This window comes from Limnohabitans sp. Jir72, assembly GCF_003063575.1.
Lineage (GTDB): Bacteria > Pseudomonadota > Gammaproteobacteria > Burkholderiales > Burkholderiaceae_C > Limnohabitans_A.
In genome coordinates this window covers 275,818-296,987 of record NZ_NESC01000002.1, presented here as the reverse complement: position 1 = coordinate 296,987, position 21,170 = coordinate 275,818, and the positions used below count along the sequence as shown (strand labels likewise).

Annotated in this window: 18 protein-coding genes; 11 read left to right on the top strand and 7 right to left on the bottom strand. The window is 60.3% G+C overall.

The window, feature by feature from the left end:
• Positions 1-85: 85 nt before the first annotated feature.
• Both tkt and B9Z52_RS04430 read right to left on the bottom strand, forming a co-directional pair.
• The gene (gene tkt / locus B9Z52_RS04435; RefSeq protein WP_108412624.1) at positions 86-2,116 is read right to left on the bottom strand and encodes a transketolase; all 2,031 of its coding nucleotides are present in this window, start codon (positions 2,114-2,116) and stop codon (positions 86-88) included.
• A 93-nt stretch (positions 2,117-2,209) separates the two neighbouring features.
• The gene (locus B9Z52_RS04430) at positions 2,210-3,316 is read right to left on the bottom strand and encodes an aromatic ring-hydroxylating dioxygenase subunit alpha (RefSeq protein ID WP_108412623.1); all 1,107 of its coding nucleotides are present in this window, start codon (positions 3,314-3,316) and stop codon (positions 2,210-2,212) included.
• Positions 3,317-3,518: 202 nt separating this feature from the next.
• Between B9Z52_RS04430 and B9Z52_RS04425 the strand changes: the two genes are divergently transcribed.
• The 7 genes from B9Z52_RS04425 to B9Z52_RS17580 all read left to right on the top strand — a co-directional run bounded on the left by B9Z52_RS04425 (position 3,519) and on the right by B9Z52_RS17580 (position 9,921).
• Positions 3,519-4,229 (top strand): nucleotidyltransferase family protein, encoded by a 711-nt coding sequence (locus tag B9Z52_RS04425; RefSeq protein ID WP_108412707.1) that lies wholly within the window; start codon positions 3,519-3,521, stop codon positions 4,227-4,229.
• A gap of 54 nt (positions 4,230-4,283) precedes the next feature.
• Complete coding sequence (locus tag B9Z52_RS04420; protein WP_108412622.1) at positions 4,284-5,678, top strand: aminopeptidase P N-terminal domain-containing protein; 1,395 nt, start codon at positions 4,284-4,286, stop codon at positions 5,676-5,678.
• A 14-nt stretch (positions 5,679-5,692) separates the two neighbouring features.
• Positions 5,693-6,259, top strand: coding sequence for an MOSC domain-containing protein (locus tag B9Z52_RS04415; RefSeq protein ID WP_233251808.1), 567 nt, complete (start codon positions 5,693-5,695; stop codon positions 6,257-6,259).
• A gap of 159 nt (positions 6,260-6,418) precedes the next feature.
• Entirely contained in the window at positions 6,419-8,722 is a 2,304-nt protein-coding gene (locus B9Z52_RS04410) for an NADP-dependent malic enzyme (RefSeq protein ID WP_108412705.1), read from the top strand.
• 153 nt (positions 8,723-8,875) lie between these two features.
• On the top strand, positions 8,876-9,289 hold the full coding sequence (locus B9Z52_RS04405) for a ribonuclease domain-containing protein (RefSeq protein ID WP_108412621.1): 414 nt from the start codon (positions 8,876-8,878) through the stop codon (positions 9,287-9,289).
• Between the two features lie 24 nt (positions 9,290-9,313).
• On the top strand, positions 9,314-9,739 hold the full coding sequence (locus tag B9Z52_RS04400) for a barstar family protein (protein ID WP_108412620.1): 426 nt from the start codon (positions 9,314-9,316) through the stop codon (positions 9,737-9,739).
• Positions 9,718-9,921 carry a hypothetical protein gene (locus tag B9Z52_RS17580; RefSeq protein ID WP_146182784.1) on the top strand — a complete coding sequence of 68 codons (204 nt, stop codon included), beginning with the start codon at positions 9,718-9,720 and terminating at the stop codon, positions 9,919-9,921. The genes B9Z52_RS04400 and B9Z52_RS17580 overlap by 22 nt, the downstream gene beginning before the upstream one ends.
• A gap of 245 nt (positions 9,922-10,166) precedes the next feature.
• Here B9Z52_RS17580 and rsmA read toward each other — a convergent pair whose 3' ends face one another.
• From rsmA to B9Z52_RS04385, 3 genes are read right to left on the bottom strand one after another with little or no spacing between them, the layout of a single operon-like run.
• Positions 10,167-10,949: a 16S rRNA (adenine(1518)-N(6)/adenine(1519)-N(6))-dimethyltransferase RsmA gene (gene rsmA, locus B9Z52_RS04395; RefSeq protein WP_108412619.1), complete on the bottom strand. Its 783-nt coding sequence runs from the start codon at positions 10,947-10,949 to the stop codon at positions 10,167-10,169.
• Positions 10,946-12,241 (bottom strand): peptidylprolyl isomerase, encoded by a 1,296-nt coding sequence (locus B9Z52_RS04390; protein ID WP_233251807.1) that lies wholly within the window; start codon positions 12,239-12,241, stop codon positions 10,946-10,948. Before B9Z52_RS04390 ends, rsmA begins: the two co-directional genes overlap by 4 nt.
• A gap of 40 nt (positions 12,242-12,281) precedes the next feature.
• Positions 12,282-14,720, bottom strand: a complete 2,439-nt coding sequence (locus B9Z52_RS04385; RefSeq protein WP_233251806.1) for an LPS-assembly protein LptD — start codon at positions 14,718-14,720, stop codon at positions 12,282-12,284.
• A gap of 79 nt (positions 14,721-14,799) precedes the next feature.
• Between B9Z52_RS04385 and B9Z52_RS04380 the strand changes: the two genes are divergently transcribed.
• The 3 genes from B9Z52_RS04380 to B9Z52_RS04370 all read left to right on the top strand — a co-directional run bounded on the left by B9Z52_RS04380 (position 14,800) and on the right by B9Z52_RS04370 (position 17,869).
• Complete coding sequence (locus B9Z52_RS04380) at positions 14,800-15,894, top strand: aminoglycoside phosphotransferase family protein (protein ID WP_108412617.1); 1,095 nt, start codon at positions 14,800-14,802, stop codon at positions 15,892-15,894.
• Between the two features lie 2 nt (positions 15,895-15,896).
• Entirely contained in the window at positions 15,897-16,619 is a 723-nt protein-coding gene (locus tag B9Z52_RS04375; protein ID WP_108412616.1) for a 16S rRNA (uracil(1498)-N(3))-methyltransferase, read from the top strand.
• A 71-nt stretch (positions 16,620-16,690) separates the two neighbouring features.
• Positions 16,691-17,869: an MFS transporter gene (locus tag B9Z52_RS04370; protein WP_108412615.1), complete on the top strand. Its 1,179-nt coding sequence runs from the start codon at positions 16,691-16,693 to the stop codon at positions 17,867-17,869.
• On the opposite strand, the gene B9Z52_RS04365 is transcribed toward B9Z52_RS04370, so the two are convergent.
• Both B9Z52_RS04365 and B9Z52_RS04360 read right to left on the bottom strand, forming a co-directional pair.
• Positions 17,835-18,677, bottom strand: a complete 843-nt coding sequence (locus B9Z52_RS04365) for an alpha/beta hydrolase (protein WP_108412614.1) — start codon at positions 18,675-18,677, stop codon at positions 17,835-17,837. The two genes, B9Z52_RS04370 and B9Z52_RS04365, sit on opposite strands and share 35 nt — an antisense overlap.
• Complete coding sequence (locus B9Z52_RS04360; protein ID WP_108412613.1) at positions 18,674-20,167, bottom strand: M20 family metallopeptidase; 1,494 nt, start codon at positions 20,165-20,167, stop codon at positions 18,674-18,676. Before B9Z52_RS04360 ends, B9Z52_RS04365 begins: the two co-directional genes overlap by 4 nt.
• A 135-nt stretch (positions 20,168-20,302) precedes the next feature.
• On the opposite strand from B9Z52_RS04360, the gene B9Z52_RS04355 reads away from it, so the two are divergent.
• Complete coding sequence (locus B9Z52_RS04355) at positions 20,303-21,043, top strand: LytTR family transcriptional regulator (RefSeq protein ID WP_108412612.1); 741 nt, start codon at positions 20,303-20,305, stop codon at positions 21,041-21,043.
• Positions 21,044-21,170 lie beyond the last annotated feature (127 nt).

Sequence of the window (21,170 nt, the reverse complement as noted above, 5' to 3'; positions counted from 1 at the left end):
CCTTGCATGGGCCTGATCCCTGAACGTGACTTCAGCGCCCGAAGGCGCTGAAGAGGTTCAACCGGTCAGTGTGCAGTGGCCTGAATCAGGCCTTGAGCAGCGCAGCGTGGACGGTGTCGGCCACGTTTTCGGCGGTGAAGCCGAAGTGTTTGAACAGCACAGGTGCGGGGGCCGACTCGCCGTAAGTGTCGATGCCGACCACGGCGGCGCAGCCGTACTTCCACCAGCCGTCGGTGGAGCCCATCTCGACCGCCACACGGGGCAGGCCAGCAGGCAGCACGCTTTGTTTGTATTCGGTGTCTTGGCGGTCAAACACGTTGGTGCTGGGCATGGAGACCACGCGCACACCGATTTTCCGTTCGGCCAGCAGCTTTTGCGCGGCCAGGGCCAGTTGCACTTCAGAGCCGGTGGCGATGATCACGCCGTGGGTCTTTTTGATGCCGACGTGCTCGGGCTCGGACAAGACATAAGCGCCACGGCTGATGTCGCCCAGATCGCTCTTGGGCGAGTAGGCCAGGTTTTGACGACTGAGCAGCAGGGCCGAAGGACGGTTGGCGTTTTGCAACGCCACGGCCCAGGCCACGGTGGTTTCGGCCGTGTCGGCGGGGCGCCACACATCCAAGCCAGGGATCAAGCGCAGGCTGGCGGCGTGCTCGATCGACTGGTGGGTCGGACCGTCTTCGCCCAAGCCAATGGAGTCGTGGGTGAAGACGTGGATCACGCGCTGCTTCATCAGCGCGGCCATGCGGATGGCGTTGCGTGAGTAGTCAGAGAAAGTGAGGAAGGTGCCGCCGTAGGGGATGTAACCGCCATGTAACGCCACGCCATTCATGATGGCGGCCATGCCGAATTCGCGCACGCCGTAGTTGATGTGGCGACCGATTTGGCCTTCAGCCGTCTTGACCACGTCACCGGCCAAGTCCACGCGGAAGGCGGGGGTGCTCTTGGTGTTGGTCAGGTTAGAGCCGGTCAGGTCGGCCGAGCCGCCCAGCATTTCGGGCAGGGCAGCGGTGAAGGCTTCCAGCGCCAGCTGGCTGGCCTTGCGGCTGGCCACGGTCTCGCCCTTCGTGTGGGCGGCCACAACGGCGTCAAACGCGACTTGGTTGAAGTTCTTGGGCAAGTCGCCCTTCATGCGGCGCACAAACTCTTTGGCTTGTGCGGGGAAGGCGGCTTTGTAAGCGGCAAAGGCGGTGTTCCACTCGTCTTCGCGGGCTTTGCCTGCGGCTTTGGCATCCCAGTCGGCATACACCTCTTTGGGGATCTTGAAGGGCTCGGCCGTCCAGCCCAGGGCTTCGCGGGTGAGCTTGATTTCTTCAGCGCCCAGCGGCTCGCCGTGGGCTTTGGAGGTGCCCGCACGGTTGGGCGAGCCCTTGCCGATGGCGGTCTTGCAGACGATCAGGGTGGGTTTGTCGGCGCTGTGTTTTGCGCTGGCAATGGCGGCCGACACGGCAGCAGCGTCGTGGCCGTCCACCGCGTCGATCACGTTCCAGCCGCAGGCAGCAAAGCGCTGGGGCGTGTTGTCGATGAACCAGGGGGCCACTTGGCCGTCGATCGAGATGCCGTTGTCGTCGTACAGGGCGATCAGTTTGTTCAGCTTCCAGGCGCCTGCCAAAGCCACGGCTTCGTGGCTGATGCCTTCCATCAGGCAGCCGTCACCCAAGAACACGTAGGTGTGGTGAGAGACGATTTTGTGCTCGGCTTTGTTGAACTCAGCGGCCAGCATTTTTTCGGCCAGGGCCATGCCCACGGCGTTGGTGATGCCTTGGCCCAAGGGGCCGGTGGTGGTTTCCACGCCGGGGGTCACGCCCACTTCGGGGTGGCCAGCGGTTTTGCTGTGCAGCGTGCGGAAGTTTTTCAGGTCATCGATGGACAACTTGTAGCCGGTCAGGTGCAGCACCGAATAGATCAGCATCGAGCCGTGGCCGTTGGACAGCACAAAGCGGTCACGGTTGGCCCAGTGCGGGTTTTTGGGGTTGTGTTGCAGGTGATCGCCCCACAAAGCGACGGCCATGTCGGCCATGCCCATGGGGGCGCCGGGGTGACCGGAGTTGGCTTGTTGAACAGCGTCCATTGCGAGGGCGCGGATGGCGTTGGCCATTTGCTGTGTGTTTGCCATGTGGGCAGCTCCGGGAAAGTATTCTGGAAAACCCCAGATTTTAACGGGCGATTGGCCGGGCCGTTTCGGAGCTGGGCTGGCGGTCTGCAACGCTCAGGGGGTGCTTCGGTCCTGGGATTCTTTTTGCTGGCGTGCCAGCAGATAGCGGCGCATGGCCACCGAGGGTGCGTCTGCGGCCACCGAAAATTCATACAAATCCTCGGGCGCAGTGGCCTCCAGAGCTTGCTCTTGCAGGGCCAGCCCGACCACGTCTTCTTGGAAGGCCACAAACAGCTGGTCGTGCATGAATTGCGTGGTGGCTTTGTCCTGCTGCGCAAAGTCCCGTCCATGCACGATGAAGTAATGCGTGCTGGTTGCCGTTTCGGGCGTGGGCATGTGCGCGGTGCGGATGCGAAAGGTTTTGCGCGCCGACTCGGGCACATGGCAATCGTAAAAAGACACCGACACCTCATGGATACCGACGCTGCGAAACTCGGACCGCACAATGCGTGCCGCCTGGCCCTGGCCGGTCAGGCCCGTGGGCACCCCCCAAACAGGCGGCAAGGTGGTTGGCACCACGTTGCGCAGCAGCGCAAACTGGCCTTCGCTGATTTCGGTTTCAAAAGCGGCTTTGGCGTAATCCGGCGTGCCAAAACTTTTGGCGTGCAGAAAACTCAGGTGGGTCAGGTCCAGCAAGTTCTCATGCAGGCGCACATAGCTCGCTTGCAGGGACAAGTAGCCCTGCGATGTTTCCCATTGGGGGTCTTCCAGCCAGTCCTGGGGCGGCAGTTTGCTCAAGTCGGCCTTGTCCGGGTCACCCATCCAGATCCAGACCACCGGCCCGCGTTCATGGGTGCGGTAGCTTTTGATGCCGATGTTCGCAGGGCATGTGGCTTGCGAGGGCACCTCGATGCAGTTGCCTTCGGTGTTGAAGCGAAAGCCGTGGTAGCCGCACACGATGGTGTCGTGCTCCAAAGTGCCGGCCGACAAGGGCATGGAGCGGTGCGGGCAGCGGTCTTCCAGCGCGACCACTTGCCGATGGGTCGTCCGGTAGAGCACGACACGCTGGCCCAACAAGGTGCGGGCCAGCAACTGGTCTTTGACTTCCTCGCCCAAAGCGGCCACGTACCAATCGTCCATGATGAACGGGGTATGCCGGTCGGCCAGTCGCTGCGACGCGGCCTGGCTGGCGGCGATCACTTTGGGAAGAGGTCGGGTCATGTGCAAGTCTCCAGCAGGGGCTGTGCCATGCCATGGGGGCTGGCTGCGCCGTGTTGGGACACTTTAGCAGTCGGGTCCTTGAATTTCCAAGGTGCAGGCCGCAGGGCTTGACGCCTACAGGACATGGCAACATCGGGGGATGGATGATTCTGTTCAAAGCCCTGTTCCTCCCATCGGAGCCCCCTTGCAGTTGGCCAGCGCCATGGTGTTGGCCGCAGGCCGCGGCGAGCGCATGCGCCCCTTGACCGATGCGACCCCCAAGCCCATGCTGACCGTGCGCGGACAGCCCTTGATGCAGTGGCCCATGCAGGCCTTGGCCCGCGAGGGCTTCACCCGGCAGTTGATCAACACCGCCTGGCTGGGGGCGCAAATTCCCGCGCACTTTGGCCAGCAGCTTGTGTGGGATGGGCTGCCGCCGGTCGACTTGACCTACTCCCATGAAGGCGAGGACTTTGGGCATGCGCTGGAAACCGCGGGCGGCATCGTGCGGGCTCTGCCGCAGTTGGCCGAGGTGTTTTGGGTGGTGGCAGGCGATGTGTTTGCGCCTGATTTTGTGTTTTCTGCCGAGGCGGTCAGGCGGTTTGCCGCCAGCGACAAGTTGGCCCATCTGTGGTTGGTGCCCAATCCGGCGCACAACCCGGGCGGGGACTTTGGCCTTTCGCCCACAGGCGCGGTGCTGAACCTGCCCAAGGGCGCAGCGGCTTGCGATTACACCTTCAGCACCATCGCCTTGTACAAACACGCATTTTTTGCGGACTGCGGTTTGCCTGCGGGCAATCCAGCGGGCGTGGCGCTGGCGCTGGCACCCTTGTTGCGTGGCGCCATGGACCGCGGTCAGGTGTCCGGCCAGGTGTATGCGGGCGCCTGGACCGATGTGGGCACACCTGAGCGCTTGGCGCAGCTCAACGCATGAGGTGCCATCAAACTGCTCGCCCATAATGAGGACCATCTTGACTGTTCAAAGCGTATGACTTCTACACCTGCTCATTTGTACGCCCAACGCCGTGCCCGCGTGGCCGCCCAGCTGGGCGCTGGCGGTATCGCCATCGTTCCCACCGCACCGGAGCGGCAGCGCAACCGCGACAGCGACTTTCTGTACCGGCACGACAGCTATTTTTATTACCTGACCGGTTTCACCGAACCCCATGCCACGTTGGTGATCACGGCTGAGGGCGAGACCACCTTGTTTTGCCAGCCCAAGGACCTGGAGCGTGAAATCTGGGATGGCATCCGTTTGGGGCCAGATGCAGCACCTGCGGCCCTGGGGGTGAGCAAGGCGTTTTCGTCGGCCGAGTTGGCCGCGCAGATGCCCAAGCTGCTCGAAAACCGCAGCACCGTTTGGTATCCGTTTGCCACACATGCAGGGTTGGAAGGTCGTGTGGACGGCTGGCTGCAGTCGGTGCGCGCCCGTGTGCGCTTTGGCGCTTTGTGCCCGGACTTGCAGCGCGATCTGTGCAGCCTGCTCGACGAGATGCGTCTGGTCAAAGACGCGCACGAGCAAGACATCATGCGACGCGCTGCGCAGATCAGTGCACGCGCCCACATCCGCGCCATGCAGCGCAGCGCCGCCATGCTGCGCGCCGGGCAAGACGTGCGGGAATACCACCTGGAAGCCGAACTGCTGCACGAGTTCCGTCAGCACGGCTCGCAGTACCCGGCATATGGTTCCATCGTCGCAGGCGGGGCCAATGCCTGCGTGCTGCATTACCGCGCCGATGAAGGCCGCATCCGCGATGGCGAGTTGGTGTTGATCGATGCCGGTTGCGAGCTCGATGGTTATGCGAGTGACATCACCCGCACCTTCCCGGCCAATGGCCAATTCACCGGGCCGCAACGCGCTTTGTATGACCTGGTGCTGGCTTCGCAAGACGCGGCCGTGGCGGCCACCAAAGCGGGTGCCCGCTTCGTGGACCCGCACGAGGCCACCGTGGCCGTGCTGGCGCAGGGCTTGCTGGACTTGGGCCTGCTCGACAAAAACAAGGTCGGCAGCGTGCAGGACGTGATCGCCAACCGCAGCTATTTCCCTTTCTACATGCACCGCACCGGCCACTGGCTGGGCATGGATGTGCACGATTGCGGCAGCTATGTGGAGCCTTCGCAGGTGGGCCAGGTGAGCGAGCGCAAAGACCCGCTCAGTGGCGAGACCATCAAGGACCGTCCGAGCCGCATCCTGCAGCCGGGCATGGTGTTGACCATCGAGCCGGGTCTGTATGTGCGCCCTGCCGAAGGCGTGCCCGAGCCGTTCTGGAACATCGGCATCCGCATCGAAGACGACGCCATCGTGACCGAGACGGGTTGTGAGCTGATCACCCGCGATGTACCGGTCAAGGCCGACGAGATCGAAGCCTTGATGAAGGGCTGATTGTGACCGGTCGCTTGCGTTCCATCCAAACCGGCACGGTCCGGCCATTGAAGGTGGGCGATCGCAAACTCATGTCGGCCATTGGCAAGACCGCTGTGGCGCAGGCCTTGGCCGGGCCTCTGGGGCTGGTGGGCGATGAGCAGTCGGATTTGAGTGTGCATGGCGGGCTGAGCAAAGCCATCTATGCCTTGCCGTTTGAGCACCTTGCCTGGTGGCAGGCACAACGCCAAACGCAAGGCGTGACCTTGTTCGACGAGCCTTTGGCCCCTGGATATTTGGGGGAGAACCTGAGCTTGGAAGGCGTGCTCGAGGACCAGGTGTTCATCGGTGACCTCTTGCGCTTTGACGAGGTGGTGCTGCGTGTCACCCAGCCACGCGAGCCTTGTGGCAAATTCAACGCGGTGATGGGCTACACCCAAGCCTCTAAGCACATGGTGCAAAGCGGGCGGTGCGGTTTTTATCTGGCCGTGGATGTCGCAGGCACATTGCGCGCTGGTGAGTCTTTCACGGTGGTGCCGGGCCCTCGGGCGGTGTCGATCGCGCAGGCCTTGGGCCACAAAGCATGGAAGCATTTGCGCTGATGCACAGCAGGCGTACCGTCTGATCTGTGCGTAAAAGTCAAAAGCCAACTCACTCAGTACGCCGATTTAGCAAGTGTTGCGCGTCAATTTGGCGGACTACAATGGGAAAACCAATATCACCAGATGAAATGTCTGATCGATGACACGATGGAGATCACCATGAGCAACAAGCTCCAAGCCGAAGAAAAACGCGCCCAATTGCGCAAAGCCGCACTCGAGTACCACGAGTTCCCCACCCCCGGAAAAATCGCCATCGCGGCCACCAAGCAGTTGGTCAACCAGCACGACTTGGCCTTGGCCTATTCGCCCGGCGTGGCGGCACCTTGCGAAGAAATCGTCAAGGACCCGGCCAATGCCTTCAAGTACACCAGCCGGGGCAACCTGGTGGGCGTGGTGACCAATGGCACCGCTGTGCTGGGCTTGGGCGACATCGGCCCGCTGGCCAGCAAACCCGTCATGGAAGGCAAGGGCGTCTTGTTCAAGAAGTTCTCGGGCATCGACGTGTTCGACATCGAGATCAACGAAAAAGACCCGGACAAACTGGTCGAGATCATTGCCTCGCTGGAGCCGACCTTTGGCGGCATCAACCTCGAAGACATCAAGGCGCCCGATTGCTTTTACATCGAGCGCAAGCTGCGCGAGCGCATGAAGATCCCGGTCTTTCACGACGACCAGCATGGCACCGCCATTGTGGTGGGCGCGGCCATTCTGAACGGCCTCAAGGTGGTGGACAAAGACCCGAAAAAGATCAAGCTGGTCACCTCGGGTGCGGGCGCTGCGGCGCTGGCTTGCTTGGGGCTGCTGGTCAAGCTGGGCATTCCACGTGAGAACATCTGGGTCACCGACCTGGCTGGTGTAGTCTACGAAGGCCGTACCGAGCTGATGGACGAAGACAAGATCCAGTTCGTGCAGAAAACCGATCAGCGCACGCTGGCCGAAGTGATCGAAGGTGCGGACGTGTTTTTGGGCCTGTCGGCCGGTGGCGTGCTCAAGCAGGACATGGTCAAGAAAATGGCGGCCAAGCCGCTGATCTTCGCGCTGGCCAACCCCAACCCCGAGATCGATCCGGCGGATGTGAAAGCGGTGCGCGACGACGCCATCATGGCCACGGGCCGCACCGATTACCCCAACCAGGTCAACAACGTCCTGTGCTTCCCCTACATCTTCCGTGGTGCGCTGGATTGTGGTGCGACCACGATCACCTTGGAGATGGAAATCGCTGCGGTGTACGCCATTGCCGAGCTGGCGCAGGCCGAGCAAAGCGAAGTGGTGGCAGCAGCCTACGTGGGCGAGCCCCTGGCGTTTGGGCCTGAGTACCTGATCCCCAAGCCTTTCGATCCGCGCTTGATGATGAAGATCGCCCCGGCCGTGGCCCAAGCCGCAGCCGAAAGCGGTGTGGCTTCGCGCCCCATTGCCGACATGGACGCTTACCGTGAACGCCTGCAAGGCTTTGTCTACGCCTCGGGCACCATGATGAAGCCGATTTTCACGGCCGCCAAGCGTGCCCTGAAGAAACGCATTGCGTACAGCGAGGGCGAAGAAGAACGCGTCTTGCGCGCTGCCCAGATCGTGGTGGACGAGGGCATTGCCCGTCCGACCCTGATTGGCCGCCCCGCGGTGATCGCCGAGCGCATCGAGAAATTTGGCCTGCGCCTGAAAGAAGAGCTGGACTACGACGTGGTCAACGTCGAGATGGACCACCGTTACCGCGATTTTTGGCAGACCTACCACCGCATGACCGAGCGCAAGGGCATCACCCAACAGATCGCCAAGATTGAAATGCGCCGTCGTTTGTCGCTCATTGGCGCCATGTTGCTCCACAAAGGCGACGTGGACGGCATGATTTGCGGCACCTGGGGCACCAACCCGATGCACCTGAGCTACATCGATCAGGTGGTGGGCAAACGCAAGGGCGTGAACACCTTCGCCTGCATGAACGGCTTGATGCTGCCTGGGCGCCAGGTCTTCATGGTGGACACCCACGTGAACTACGACCCGACGGCTGAGCAATTGGCCGAGATCACCGTGATGGCCGCCGAAGAAATGCGCCGTTTCGGCCTCAAGCCCAAAGCGGCTTTGCTGTCGCATTCCAACTTTGGCTCGTCCAACCAGCCCAGCGCGGTCAAGATGCGTGAGGTGCTGGAGTTGTTGCGCAGCAACGCGCCTTGGCTGGAAGTCGACGGCGAAATGCACGGCGACGTGGCTCTGGATGCGGCTGCGCGCCGCGCCATCATGCCCAACAGCACTTTGGCAGGGGACGCCAATTTGCTGGTTTTACCCAACATCGATGCGGCCAACATCGCTTACAACCTGCTCAAAACAGCAGCGGGCGGCAACATCGCTGTGGGCCCGGTCTTGCTCGGGGCCTCCAAGCCGGTGCACATCCTGACCCCCAGCACCACGGTGCGACGCATTGTGAACATGACGGCCTTGACGGTGGCAGATGCAAACGTTGCTCGTTGAGAGCATTCTTGATTGCAAGTGCTAACTTACAGGCGCTGAACCCTTGAAATCGCTGCTCATTAAACATGCAAGGACTTGCATTTTTGTGACAATTGCATCACACTAGCGCCTTCGAGTTTTCGGGTTAACCCGGAGCTCTTGAAAGGTGTTTTCATGAAGGCAGTGAAGCAAAGCCGCGGGTTTAAACGCTGGTTAGCAGTGTTTTTCGGGGCCATGTTGATGGTTGGCACTCTTTTGGTGCAATCCAAAACCACTACCGACGCAACAACTTCACCCAGCCTCTCGGTGGCAGATTTGCCGCGAGAAGGGCAAGCCACTTACCAACTCATCCGTCAGGGTGGTCCTTTTCTTTACGAAAAGGACGGGGTTGTTTTTGGCAATCGTGAACGTCAGTTGCCTCGGCAAGATCGGGGCTACTACCGTGAATACACCGTCAAGACCCCCGGTTCGCGTGATCGCGGCGCCCGACGCATCGTGTGTGGTGGACAGGAGCCTCGCAAGCCGAGAGCCTGTTACTACACCCAGGACCATTACGCGAGTTTTCGCGAAATTGTTGATAAGAACTGATTTTTAAGAGAAAGAACCACGGAGATGGACAAGCCGATTCGTCATGACCAAGAGCCGCCCCTGAAGGGCGTGCGGTCGAACATCGTGCAGTCGATTCGCGCTTACCGCGTGAGCGATTTGCAGGAAGCCGCCCAAGGTTTGGGTCATCACTTTTTGTATGCCAACTTGGCCGAAGCCCAGAGCAAACAAGACGTGTTGGATCTGATTGGCGCGCAATTCACACTGCCTTCGCACTTCGGCAAGAACTTTGATGCTTTGTACGACTGCATGACCGACCCGCTGCACAAGTCGGGCCCGCAACCGGGCTTCATTGTGGTGCTGGAGTCGATTCCCGCCAACTTGAAGTTCGACAAGGAAGCCCGCGAGCAGTTGTTGGACATCTTCCGTGACACGGCCGATTACTGGGGAGACAGGAAGATACCCTTCCGATGCTTCTATTCTTTTCTGTAGCCCGTTCTGCGCAAAACAGCCAAGCAGGACGGGCGATTGAGGCACAAACCGAAGAAGCCGAAGTGGCCGAATCGGTCGAAGAAGGCGAAAAAATGCCGACCGACAAACTGGTCGACGTGTCGCCCTTGGCGCTGCGCATGAGCAGCCCATTCAACGCAGGTTACTGGCTCGCAGCCGCCTGATCTGTGCGTTGAGCCACTTGTTGGCACCCATGACAAAGCCCGTCATTGACGGGCTTTTTCTTTGGCCAAGGCGCATGTGCGCATCTGCAGAACGCCTCACTTTTCATTGATGGATGGTCGTTCGTCTGCAAGCGCTGGATTCGGATCTGTGTAGGAGCCCACCCGTGGGCGATTTCATGAGGTATGCGAGAAATCGCCCACGGGGTGGGCTCCTACAAAGGCAGATGTCAGCGGTACCCGTGGGTTCAGACCGCTTGTGCCAGGGCTACAAACTCGGCCACCGGCACCTCTTCAGCGCGGCGCTGCAAATCGAAAGTGCCCGCAAAGCCTTTTTCATCAAGCCATTTGCCCAAGGTGTTGCGCAAGATTTTGCGGCGCTGGCTGAAAGCCACCTGCACCAAAGTCTCCAGGGTCTTGACGTTCACCACCGGTGGTTGGGCCAGGGGCACCATGCGCACCACGGCGCTGTCCACGCGAGGTGGAGGATCAAAGCTTTCTGGCGGTACGAACAACACGTTGGCCATGTCGTACCGCCATTGCAGCATCACAGACAGGCGGCTGTAGTCCGAGGTGGCGGGCCGGGCCACCATGCGGTCGATCACTTCTTTTTGCAGCATGAAGTGCTGGTCTTCGATCACCGCCACATGCTCGAGCAAGTGAAACAAGATGGGCGTGGAGATGTTGTAGGGCAAGTTGCCCACAACGCGGATCTTGCCCGCTTTGGCTGCAGTGGTCTGCGCGGCCAGCATGGCGTGCGACAGCTCGGTGAAGTTGACCTTGAGCACGTCCGACTCGACCACGGTCAGTTGCTCGTGCAAGCGCAGGCGAACCGCCAGATCGCGGTCGAGTTCGATCACGGTCAGGTGACCCAGTCGCTCGACCAAAGGTTGTGTGAGCGCGGCCAGACCCGGGCCGATCTCGACCATGGCTTGGCCCGCTTGTGGGCCAATGGCGTCCACGATGGCATCGATGATGCCGCCGTCGGTCAAAAAGTGCTGACCGAAACGTTTGCGGGCGATGTGTTTCATTGGGGCGGCTCGCGCATCTCGACGTAGGCGCGGCTGCGCACATCATCGACCCAGCTGGTGTAGGCTTCTTCGAGCTTCTTCTCGCGCAAGGCATTGCGTGCAACTGTGCGCTGGTCCTGATCTGACAGTGGCGCGTTGCGGCGGTCTGTGACCTCAATCAAGTGCACGCCAAAGCGGGAGACCAGAGGCTCTGCCAATTGGCCAGGGCGAAGGCCGTTCATCACCTGCTCAAACTCAGGCACAAACATGCCGGGGTTGACCCACCCCAAATCACCGCCTTGAGAGGCGCTACCGTCTTGGGAGAGCTGCCGTGCCAACGAGGCAAAGTCAGCTTTGCCTGCGATGATGCTTTGGCGCACATCGTTCAAGCGTGCAATGGCTTGGGTTTGCGACATTTGGGCTGAGGGGCGAAGCAAGATATGGCGAGCGCGCGTCTGCGTCACCATCCATGTGGCTTGACCTTGGCGGCGCTCGATCACTTTGAGAATGTGAAAACCGGCACCGGATTGCACAACTGCAGAGATGGCACCAACACGCAGGTTTCGTGTGGCGTTCACAAACAAGTCTGGATAACGCTCAGCAGCGCGAAGTCCCATTTCGCCGCCATTGATGCCCTTGTCGGCTGTATCAGAAAAATTCTGGGCCAAATTGACAAAATTCTCCCCACTTCGGGCTCGGCGTGCAACATCCTCGGCGCGCTCTTGAAGTGCCTTGATTTGCACGCTGCTGCTGTTTTCGGGCACTGCCACCAGAATCATGCCCAAATTCAATTCAATCGGGGCTTGACCGCCTTGTGCCTGAATCTGTGCTTGCAGGTACTGTTCAACCTCCATGTCGCTCACACGGACACGGGTTTCCACCTCGCGCTCGCGCACGCGAGTGAGCATGAGTTGGTCACGCAATTGGTCGCGAAAGGCTTTGACCGTTAAACCGTCTTTCACCAGGCGTTTGCGAAATTCGTCACGCGTAATTTGGTTGTTGGTCACAACGTTCATTTCGGCTTGATCAATCGCTTCATCTTCGATCTTGATGCCACTTTCACGGGCTTGCTGCAGCTGAGCCTTCTCATTGATCAATTGCTCCAATGCTTGGCGGTTAAGCTGGGCTGTGTCTGAGCTGGGTGCCCCACGACCTGGCGTCTCACGTGTCATGCGTTGACGCAGGGCTTGCACATCCTGGTTGGTGATAGGTTCGGAGTTGACAACGGCCACGATGAAGTCGGCTTGACGAGGGCTGTTGGGCACATTTTGCGCGGCCAAGTTGAGAGAACTCAGCAAGCTGGTCAAGGCCAAGATGCAGCTCAATCCAGCAGAGCGTGCGGAGGAAAAGTGATCATTCATATGTCTGGAAGCGGCTCGGTTGTGCTGTGCTGTCGCGCAGGAATTGGTAATTGGTGATGTTGTTGCGCAGACTTTGCAACGGACTGGAGCCTGCTCTGGCCAGGCCTACAAACTCCATTTGAAATAGCAGTCGGGTGTTGGACGTGCTGACCGTGCTTTGCAGACGTTCAAAGACAATGCGCCCCAGCCAACATCCGGCATCGTATTCGAAGCCGACGATGGTGTCCACGAGGCGCTTTTCGCTCAAGCTGAAGTTGGCCCGGCCTACGCTGTACCAGCGGTCAGGCCCCAGACCCTGGCCGCGGGTGCGACTCCAGGCGGATTCGGTTTCGCTGTCACCGCCACCCCACAGGTCATTGATCGGCCATTGCCATCCGATGTCTACTTGTTCGCTCACTCCGCGGTTGAGTCGATAGGCGGTGTTGAACACACGGTAAGGTGTCGGGTTGTAACGGCTTTGCAGGGTGGTTCGGGTGACATTGCTGGTTTGGGCGTTGACTTGCACGGTGGAGTCGAAAGCCCAGCGATCGTTCCAGCGCACGCCAGCACCCAGCAACATGTCACTCAAGCCCGAGGATATGGGTGACGTAGATGGGCTCAAGGGATTCAAGGGATCCAGAACCACTAATTGGTTGTCAAATCGAATACGTTGGGCTACGCCCAATTTGAGCATCTCAGCGCCTGATGTGGCATCAAAAAACCGCGTGTTCACGCCCAGAGTCAGAGAGTTGTTATCCACCAAGCGGTCTTGCCCCACATAGGGGTTGTCGCTGTAGATCGTGGACAGGTTGAAGTCTGCGACACCACTGTCGTAAATTGGAAACAAGCTTTGGTCGCGGTAGGGCGTGCGCGCATAAAAGGCACGCGGTTCCAAGGTTTGCAAAATGTCTTTGCCAAACCAGTTTGTTTCACGCTCGAACACCAAACCTGAGTCAACACTGAAGGTGGGCAAAATGCGATTCAACGCGCTTGTGCCATAGTCCAAAGGATTGTCCAGCAAGTAGCGAGTGGCGTGCAGCTGCAGTTTAGGTGTGATGAAGCCCCACGGCCGAATCCATGGCCGACTGACTTGGCCTTGTACATAGCTGCGCTCACCATTGCGCAAGCTGGCCAAAGTGGCCGTTGAGACGTTGGGGATGCGTGAGTAATCCGCTTCAAAACGGGTGGTGTCACCCACGATCGACCAGTCCAAGCCTTCTGCATTCCACTGTCCGTAACGCATGGTGATTTGTGGCGCTCGGTCATAAGGTGGGGTGATGGCACCAGTGTCGACTTGAAGTGTTTGCCAGCGCTGAACTTGTGCCGTCATGCTGAAATCGCCACGACTCCAGGACAACACGCCAGTAGATGGCAATAGGCGCTGCGTCAGGGCAAGCCCTGAACGGGGGAAGTCACGCCAATAGTTGTCATCGCTCACCCGGTTGAGGGTCATGCCCAGACCGACACGGCCAACCGTATCCAGGCCCGTGTCGAAGCTGCCATTGTGCTGTGTAGACAAGCCCCAGCGCGATTGCTGTCGCAGACTGTCGGAGGGCATCAGGTTCAGGCGTGCCTGGCCTTTGTAGTCTTGCTCCAGATACCGAAACTCGCTGTCCACTGAAGCGCCACGTTTGCTCATCAAATTTGTGGTGATGGTGGCATCACGGTTGGGGGCAATGTCCCAGTAATACGGCAGGGACATGCTCAAACCGTTGGTCGAGTCGACGCCGATCAAGGTGGGCAGAAAGCCCGACTTGCGCTCACCGGTCAAAGGGAAGCTGACCGACGACGCGCTCATCAGGGGCACGTCATGAAACCGCAACTGCAAATCTTCGGCTTGAATCGTTGACTCTTCCTCGTCGATGGTCATTTGTGCTGCTTTGACAAACCATTCGGGCAGCCATTCAGGGCCAGGTGTGCGGCGACAGGTTGTGTAGCGGGCTTGGTGGATGATGTGGCGTTTTTCGTCGATGAACTCCACCTGAGAAGCGTCGCCATAGCCGCCTCCACGGTAAATTTCGAAGTTTGGTTTTTCAAAGGCTCCCTGAAAGCTATCGACTTGCAGTTTCATGCTGGGGCCTTCAAACATGCTGCCGTCGCGGCTGATGCGCACGTGACCGGTGGCGTTCACGATGTCTTGGCTTTGATCGAATTCGACGCGATCGGCTTTGATGGACAAGCCAGGGCGGCGCACTGTGGCTTGGCCTTCGATGACCAGGTCCATGTCGGGTCGAGCGGTGATCTGCTCCCCTCCAACGAAAATGGCACCTTCTGTGCGCTGGCGTTCAGAGATGCGTTCTTCTAGCACAGGGCTTTTGCGCAAAGTCAGGCCTGTTGTTTGGGCGTGAGCTTGGCCAGCGATGGCCCACAGCACAGCCAATGCGATAGCCCGCAAAGCGGGTTGCGCAATAGCCGTCAGCGTCAGACGGGGCAATGCAGAGGGTGTCAGCACAAATCAGAAAATAAGGAATGGCAAGGGGGCTCGCAGCGGCGAAGGTGTCATGAGCGAGCTTTGTAGAATGCGATTATCCATGAGCCACCCTACTTCCTCTCCCACCGTGACTTCTGCAGTCAGCTGGGCCGATCCGGCCCGTCAAGCCTTGTTCAACAGCTGGATGGCCAGCATCGCATCCGCCCAGGGGCTTTTGCCCGCAACGGTGCGCATTGCCTCGGCCGATGCGAGCTTTCGCCGCTATCTGCGCGTAGACACCTCGGCAGGCGACAGCCGCATCGTGATGGACGCGCCACCCGACAAAGAAAATTCGCAACCGTTTGTAAAGATCGCGGCTTTGATGAAGGACGCGGGGCTGCGGGTGCCCGAAGTGCTGGACTGGCACGAGGCCCATGGCTTCATGCTCTTGAACGACCTGGGCAGCGCCACCATGATGTCGACCATCGATGCCGAAGACCCCCAGGCCAACCATGGCCTGTACATGCAGGCGGTGGACACGCTGATCCAGTGGCAACTGGCCTCGCGCCCCGGTGTGTTGCTGCCCTATGACCAGGCGTTGCTGAGCCGTGAACTGAGCTTGTTTCCCGATTGGTACCTGGCCCAGCACAAAGGCGTGCAGCTGCAAGGCCAGGACAAAGAAACGGTGGACAAGGCCTTTGCCCTGATCGTGCAGCGCAACCTGGCTGCGCCCAGTGTGTACGTGCACCGTGATTACATGCCGCGCAACTTGATGATGCCGCACCAGAGTGAGCAGCTGGGCGTGCTGGACTTCCAGGACGCGGTGCATGGCCCCATCACCTATGACATCGCCAGCCTGATGCGCGATGCCTTCCTGACCTGGGAAGAAGACTTTGTGCTCGACATCACCATCCGCTATTGGGAAAAAGCCCGCAAGGCCGGCCTGATGGACTTTGAAGATTGGCACAGCGACTTTGGTGCGTTCTACCGTGCTGTCGAGTGGATGGGCTTGCAACGTCACCTCAAGGTGGCCGGTATCTTTGCCCGCCTGACACTGCGCGACGGCAAGCCCAAATACTTGGCCGATGCGCCGCGCTTCATCCACTACATCCGCAAGGCCTGTGACCGCTACCGCGAACTGGGCCCCTTGCTCAAGGTGCTCGACGAAATCGAGGGCACCACGCCCCAGGTCGGTTTTGCCTACGGGCGCATGTGAGCATGCCGCGCTTTCATTGCCCCGCTCCATTGCAAACCGGCCTGGCGTTGAGCTTGCCGCCAGGTGCTGCGCGCCATGTGCAGGTCTTGCGCATGCAGCCGGGCGATGTCATCACCTTGTTCAACGGCGAAGGCGGTGAGTTCGACGCCACGGTGACTCGCATGGGCCGCAGCGATGTCGAGGTCGAAGTGGGCGCGTACCACGCTATAGAACGCGAAGCGCCCTGCGCTGTGCATTTGCTGGCCGGCATCACCGCCAATGAACGCATGGACTGGCTGGTCGAAAAAGCCACCGAGCTGGGTGCCGTCAGCATCACGCCCGTGATGGCCGAGCGCAGTGTGCTCAAGCTCAAGGGCGAGCGTGCCGACAAAAAACTGGCCCATTGGCAAGGCGTGGCAGTGGCCGCAGCCGAGCAATGCGGCCGCAACCGAGTGACCCGCATCGACAACGCCTGCACCTTGGCGCAATGGCTGGCGCAGCACCCGGCAGGCGCTGACACCGGCGTGCGCCTGGTTTTGTCTTTGTCAGAGGGCACCCGACCTTTGGCCGAAGCCGTGCAAGGTCAGATGGATGTGACCTTGCTCAGCGGTCCGGAAGGGGGGCTCTGCCCTGCCGAAGAGGCCTTGGCCTTGAGCGCGGGCTTTGTGCCAGTGACCTTGGGGCCTCGAGTCCTTCGGGCCGAAACAGCGCCTTTGGCGGTGCTGGCCGCATTGACTTTGCGCTGAGCCATGCGCACGGGCTGACAGGCCTGCGGGTGTGACAGTGACCCCGTTGACCCTCCGATACACTGCAGGGTATGAACGCCAACCTCATCCTTTTGACCCTTTGCCAGGGCCTGTTCTTCACGAACAACGTCACCTTCATCGCCATCAATGGGCTCGTGGGCCTGTCCATGGCGCCGCTGGGCTGGATGGCCACATTGCCCGTCATGGGCTATGTGGTGGGCGGCGCCTTGTCCACCGGGCTGGTGGCCAAGACCCAGTCGCGCTTTGGGCGGCGCATCTCCTTTCAGCTGGGCTTGTTGGTGGCTTTCTTCTCGGCCTTGCTGGCCGCTTATGCGGCCTGGAGCCACAACTTCTGGTTGCTGGTGTGTGCCACGGTGATTGCCGGTTACTACAGTGCCAATGGCCAGTTGTACCGCTTTGCTGCGGCAGAATTGTCGGTTGAGAGCTTTCGCGAAAAAGCGGTGTCTCTGGTCATGGCCGGAGGTTTGATTGGGGCCATCGTCGGTCCCAACCTGGCGTCGCGCACCAAGGGCATCCTCGAGACGCCTTTCATGGGCGCCTACCTGGCTTTGGCCGGTGTGGCCGTCTTGGGGCTGGTGGTGATCAGCTTCATCCGCTTTCCAGCCGTGCCGCCCAAAAAAGCCGGTGACGCGGTGGGTCGGCCTTTGTCAGAAATCATGCGCCAGCCGATCTTCATCGTGGCGGCGGCCACTGCCGCTTTGAGCTATGGCGTGATGAACTTGCTCATGGCCGCCACGCCTTTGGCCATGCAGGTGTGTGGCTTTGGTTTCAGCGATGCCGCGCTGGTGCTGGAATGGCACGTGATCGGCATGTTCGCACCGGGCTTTTTCACGGGGCACTTGATCAAGAAATTCGGCACCTTGACCATCATGGCGGTGGGCGTGTTGCTCAATTTTGTGTGCATTGTGGTGGCTTTGTCGGGCATTGAGCTGCACCAATTCATTGTGGCGCTGTTCCTGTTGGGCCTGGGTTGGAACTTCCTGTTCACCGGCAGCACCACCTTGGCCATGCGGGCCTGGCGTCCTGAAGAGAAAGACCGCGCCCAAGCGGCCATCAATTTCTTCGTGTTCGCCACCATGGCGGTCACCTCGTTTGCTTCGGGTGCTTTGGTCACCACGGGCGGCTGGACCTGGTTGAACGTGGGCTCATTGGTGCCGGTCACCTTGGCAGGCCTGGCCTTGGCCTGGTTGGGCCTCAAGCAGCGAAGCGATCGTCCAGCCAGCGTTTGAGCACCGCAAACACCAGCTGGCGTCGGGTGTCGTTGAAGATCTCGTGGTACATCGGTGCAAAGCAGTGCGAGTGCACCACCGATGCCGGTGCCTTGGCGGCAAAGGCCGCGTTGGCATCCGGGTGCACCAGGCGGTCTTGCCCCGCATAGATCAACAGGCTGGGTACTTTCCACTCGGCGGCCAAAGCCACGGTTTTGGGACCTTCTTTGTAGATCCAAGCGCCCAGCCGGGTCGAGATGCGGTCATGCACCAGCGGGTCGAGCGTGTAGCGCTGAACCGTTTGCGCATCGCGGGCGATCAGCTTGGGGTTCAGCCCATTGCCCACGCACAGGTCGGGCCAGTATTTGGGCAAGGTGGCCAGCAGCAGTTTTTGCAAAGGGTTGGCCCAGGTGCCCAAAGCGGGTGAGGACATGACCACGCCATCCACATAACGCAGCTGTTCAGCCACGGCCCGCGCCACCACCAAGCCGCCCATGCTGTGGCCGAGCAAAATCAAGGGCGCATCGCTGACGCCGGGTTTGGCGCGAGTGTCGTCGATCACGGTGGCCAGGTCTTGCAAGAGGCCGTCTTCGGTCTGCAGCGTGCCGCGCACGCCATCAGAGTGGCCGTGGCCTTGGTGGTCGTAACCCCGCACGGCAAAGCCCCATTGCCGCAGATGCTCGGCCACATGCCCGTAGCGGCCGGTGTGCTCACCCAGGCCATGCACCAGCAGCACCGTGCCCCTGATGGGGCCTTGCGGCAGGGGCCAGTCGTACACGGCCAGTTGACCGGCTTGACCCTGCAAGGTGCTGCGTTTGACGTTTTTCATGGCATGCGGGCGATGACTTCGGCCACGGCGGCGGTGAGCTTCTTGGCATAAGGCACATGCAAAAACTCGTTGGGCCCGTGTGCATTGCTCTTGGGGCCCAGCACGCCACAGACCATCATCTGCGCCTTCGGAAAGCCCGCGCTCAGCATGTTCATGAGCGGGATGGTGCCGCCCTGTCCGATGTAACCCACCGAGGCACCAAAGTGCGCCTGGCTGGCGTGGTTCAGCGCGTGCTCAAACCAAGGCTGGGTGTCGGGCGCGTTCCAGCCGGTGGCACCGCCGCCGCTTTCAAAGGTCACTTGCGCTTGGTAGGGCGCGTTGTCTTCCAGCAAGGTCTTGAGCTCTTGCACGGCAGTGGCCGCATCGACCAGCGGCGGCAAGCGCAGGCTGAGTTTGAAGGCCGTGTAGGGTCGCAGCACATTGCCCGCGTCCTTGAGGGCCGGGAAACCATCGGCCCCGGTCACGCTCAGCGTGGGTGCCCAGGTGCGGTTGAGCAAGGCCTGCACCGGGTCGGTGGTGGTGGGCAGCGCAAAGCTGGTGGAGCCGCCGCAGTCGCTGTCACAGGAATATGTCGCCCAAGGGAAACGCTTGTAGAGTTCGTCACCCAAAATCGCCGCCGTGGCCTGGGCTTGCGCCATGCGCTCAGCAGGCACTTCGCAGTGAAAGCTCTGCGGCAACAAGCGGCCGGTGGTGCTGTCTTCGAGCCGGTCCAGCACCTGGCGCATGATGCGAAAGCTCGACGGCACCACGCCCGAGGCATCGCCCGAGTGGATGCCTTCGGTCAGGATCTGCACCTTGAGCGTGCCGCTGGCCATGCCGCGCAGGCTGGTGGTCAGCCACAGCTGGTCGTAGTTGCCCGCCCCGCTGTCCAAGCAAATCACCAAGCCTACATCGCCCAAGCGCGTGCGCAGGGCGTCCACATAAGGCAACAGGTCATAAGAGCCCGATTCTTCGCAGGTCTCGATCAGACCGACGATGCGCGGGTGCGGTGTCTTTTGGCTTTTGAGGGCTTGCAGTGCCGTGATGCTGGCGTACACCGCATAGCCGTCGTCCGCACCGCCACGGCCATAGAGCTTGCCGTCTTCGTAAGTGGGTGTCCACGGGCCCAGGTCGTTGCGCCAGCCGGTGAATTCGGGTTGCTTGTCCAAGTGGCCGTACATCAGCACGGTTTGACCCGAACCCTCACTGGCCGTGCGTGTAGCGGCCACTTCAAAAAACACCACCGGCGTGCGACCGGGCAAGCGGATGACCTCCAGCGTCAAGCCTTCGACCTTTTGCGCTGTCACCCAATCGGCAGCTTGCCGGACCACGGTGTCGATGTGCCCGTGAGCGGCCCAGTCGGCATCAAAGGCAGGTGACTTGGCCGGGACTTCGATGTACTGCTTCAACTCGGGCAGGATCGATGCGTCCCAGGCTTGGGTCACTTCGCGCAAGGCTTGTGCGCTGTCTAGGTGCCCTGCGGGCATTTCAAGGTGCAAGGGGGCGTTCATGGAGGGTCCCAAAAAAGGTCGCAAGAGAGCTGGACGAAGAAATGACTTTACACCCTGCCTGACCGGTAACGTGCCCGCCCTGGGCGGCGGTGGCAGAATCGGCCCCACTGGGCGCAATGGCCAGGAGGCAAAACGATGGATCAAAAAACCACGGCGAATCCAAGCTTGTACTTGTTTGAAAAGTTCGAAGCTGGCGTCATACATTTGGACGCGCAACGCCACGTGCTCGCCATGAACGACTATGCGCGGCGCGTGCTGCCCGTGCAAGACAAGCAACCGTTTGACAAATTGGTGACTTCTTTCCATCCTGAGCGGTCCAAACCCAAGGTGAAGTTCTTGTTGGATGAAGCGTCGGGTTGCCCCATGGCCAATGCGGTGCCCATGACGATGATCATCAACATTCCTGAGCAGGTGCTGCTGATCAAGGTCAGCCGGCTTGGTGATGCGCAAGGCGTGACCACCGGGTTTGCTCTGGTGTTTTACGACGTGACCCAAGTCGTCGGGCAAGAGCAAGCTCCCGCCGAGCCACCCGCCAGGAACATGCGTTTGTCGCGCATCCCGATGGTGGCCAACCAAAAAGTTGCTTTTGTCGACACCCGTGAGGTGCTGTCTTTGGAATCGCAGGCGCATTACACCCGCGTGCTGACCCGTGAGGGTTATCACTTTTGCAACCTCAGCATTGGGGATCTGGAACTGCGACTCGATCCAGCGCAGTTCATGCGCGTGCACCGCTGCTTCATTGTCAACTTGCAAGCGGTTCAAGCCTTGGGACGCGAGGGCAGCAAAACGCATGTGGTGCTCAAAGGCAAGAGCGCGCAAGCTGTGCCGGTGTCGCGATCGGTGGTGGCGCGCTTGCGTCAGGCCTTGGGTTTGTGATGCCTCTGATGTCACTTCTAGGGTAAATCCCCAGCTCGGCCTCAGCTAAGGACATACCCTGATTGCCAATGGGCCATGCAGCGATCTATTCGTCTCGTGCGCGATTGAAGGCGTTTCGTGCAGTAAA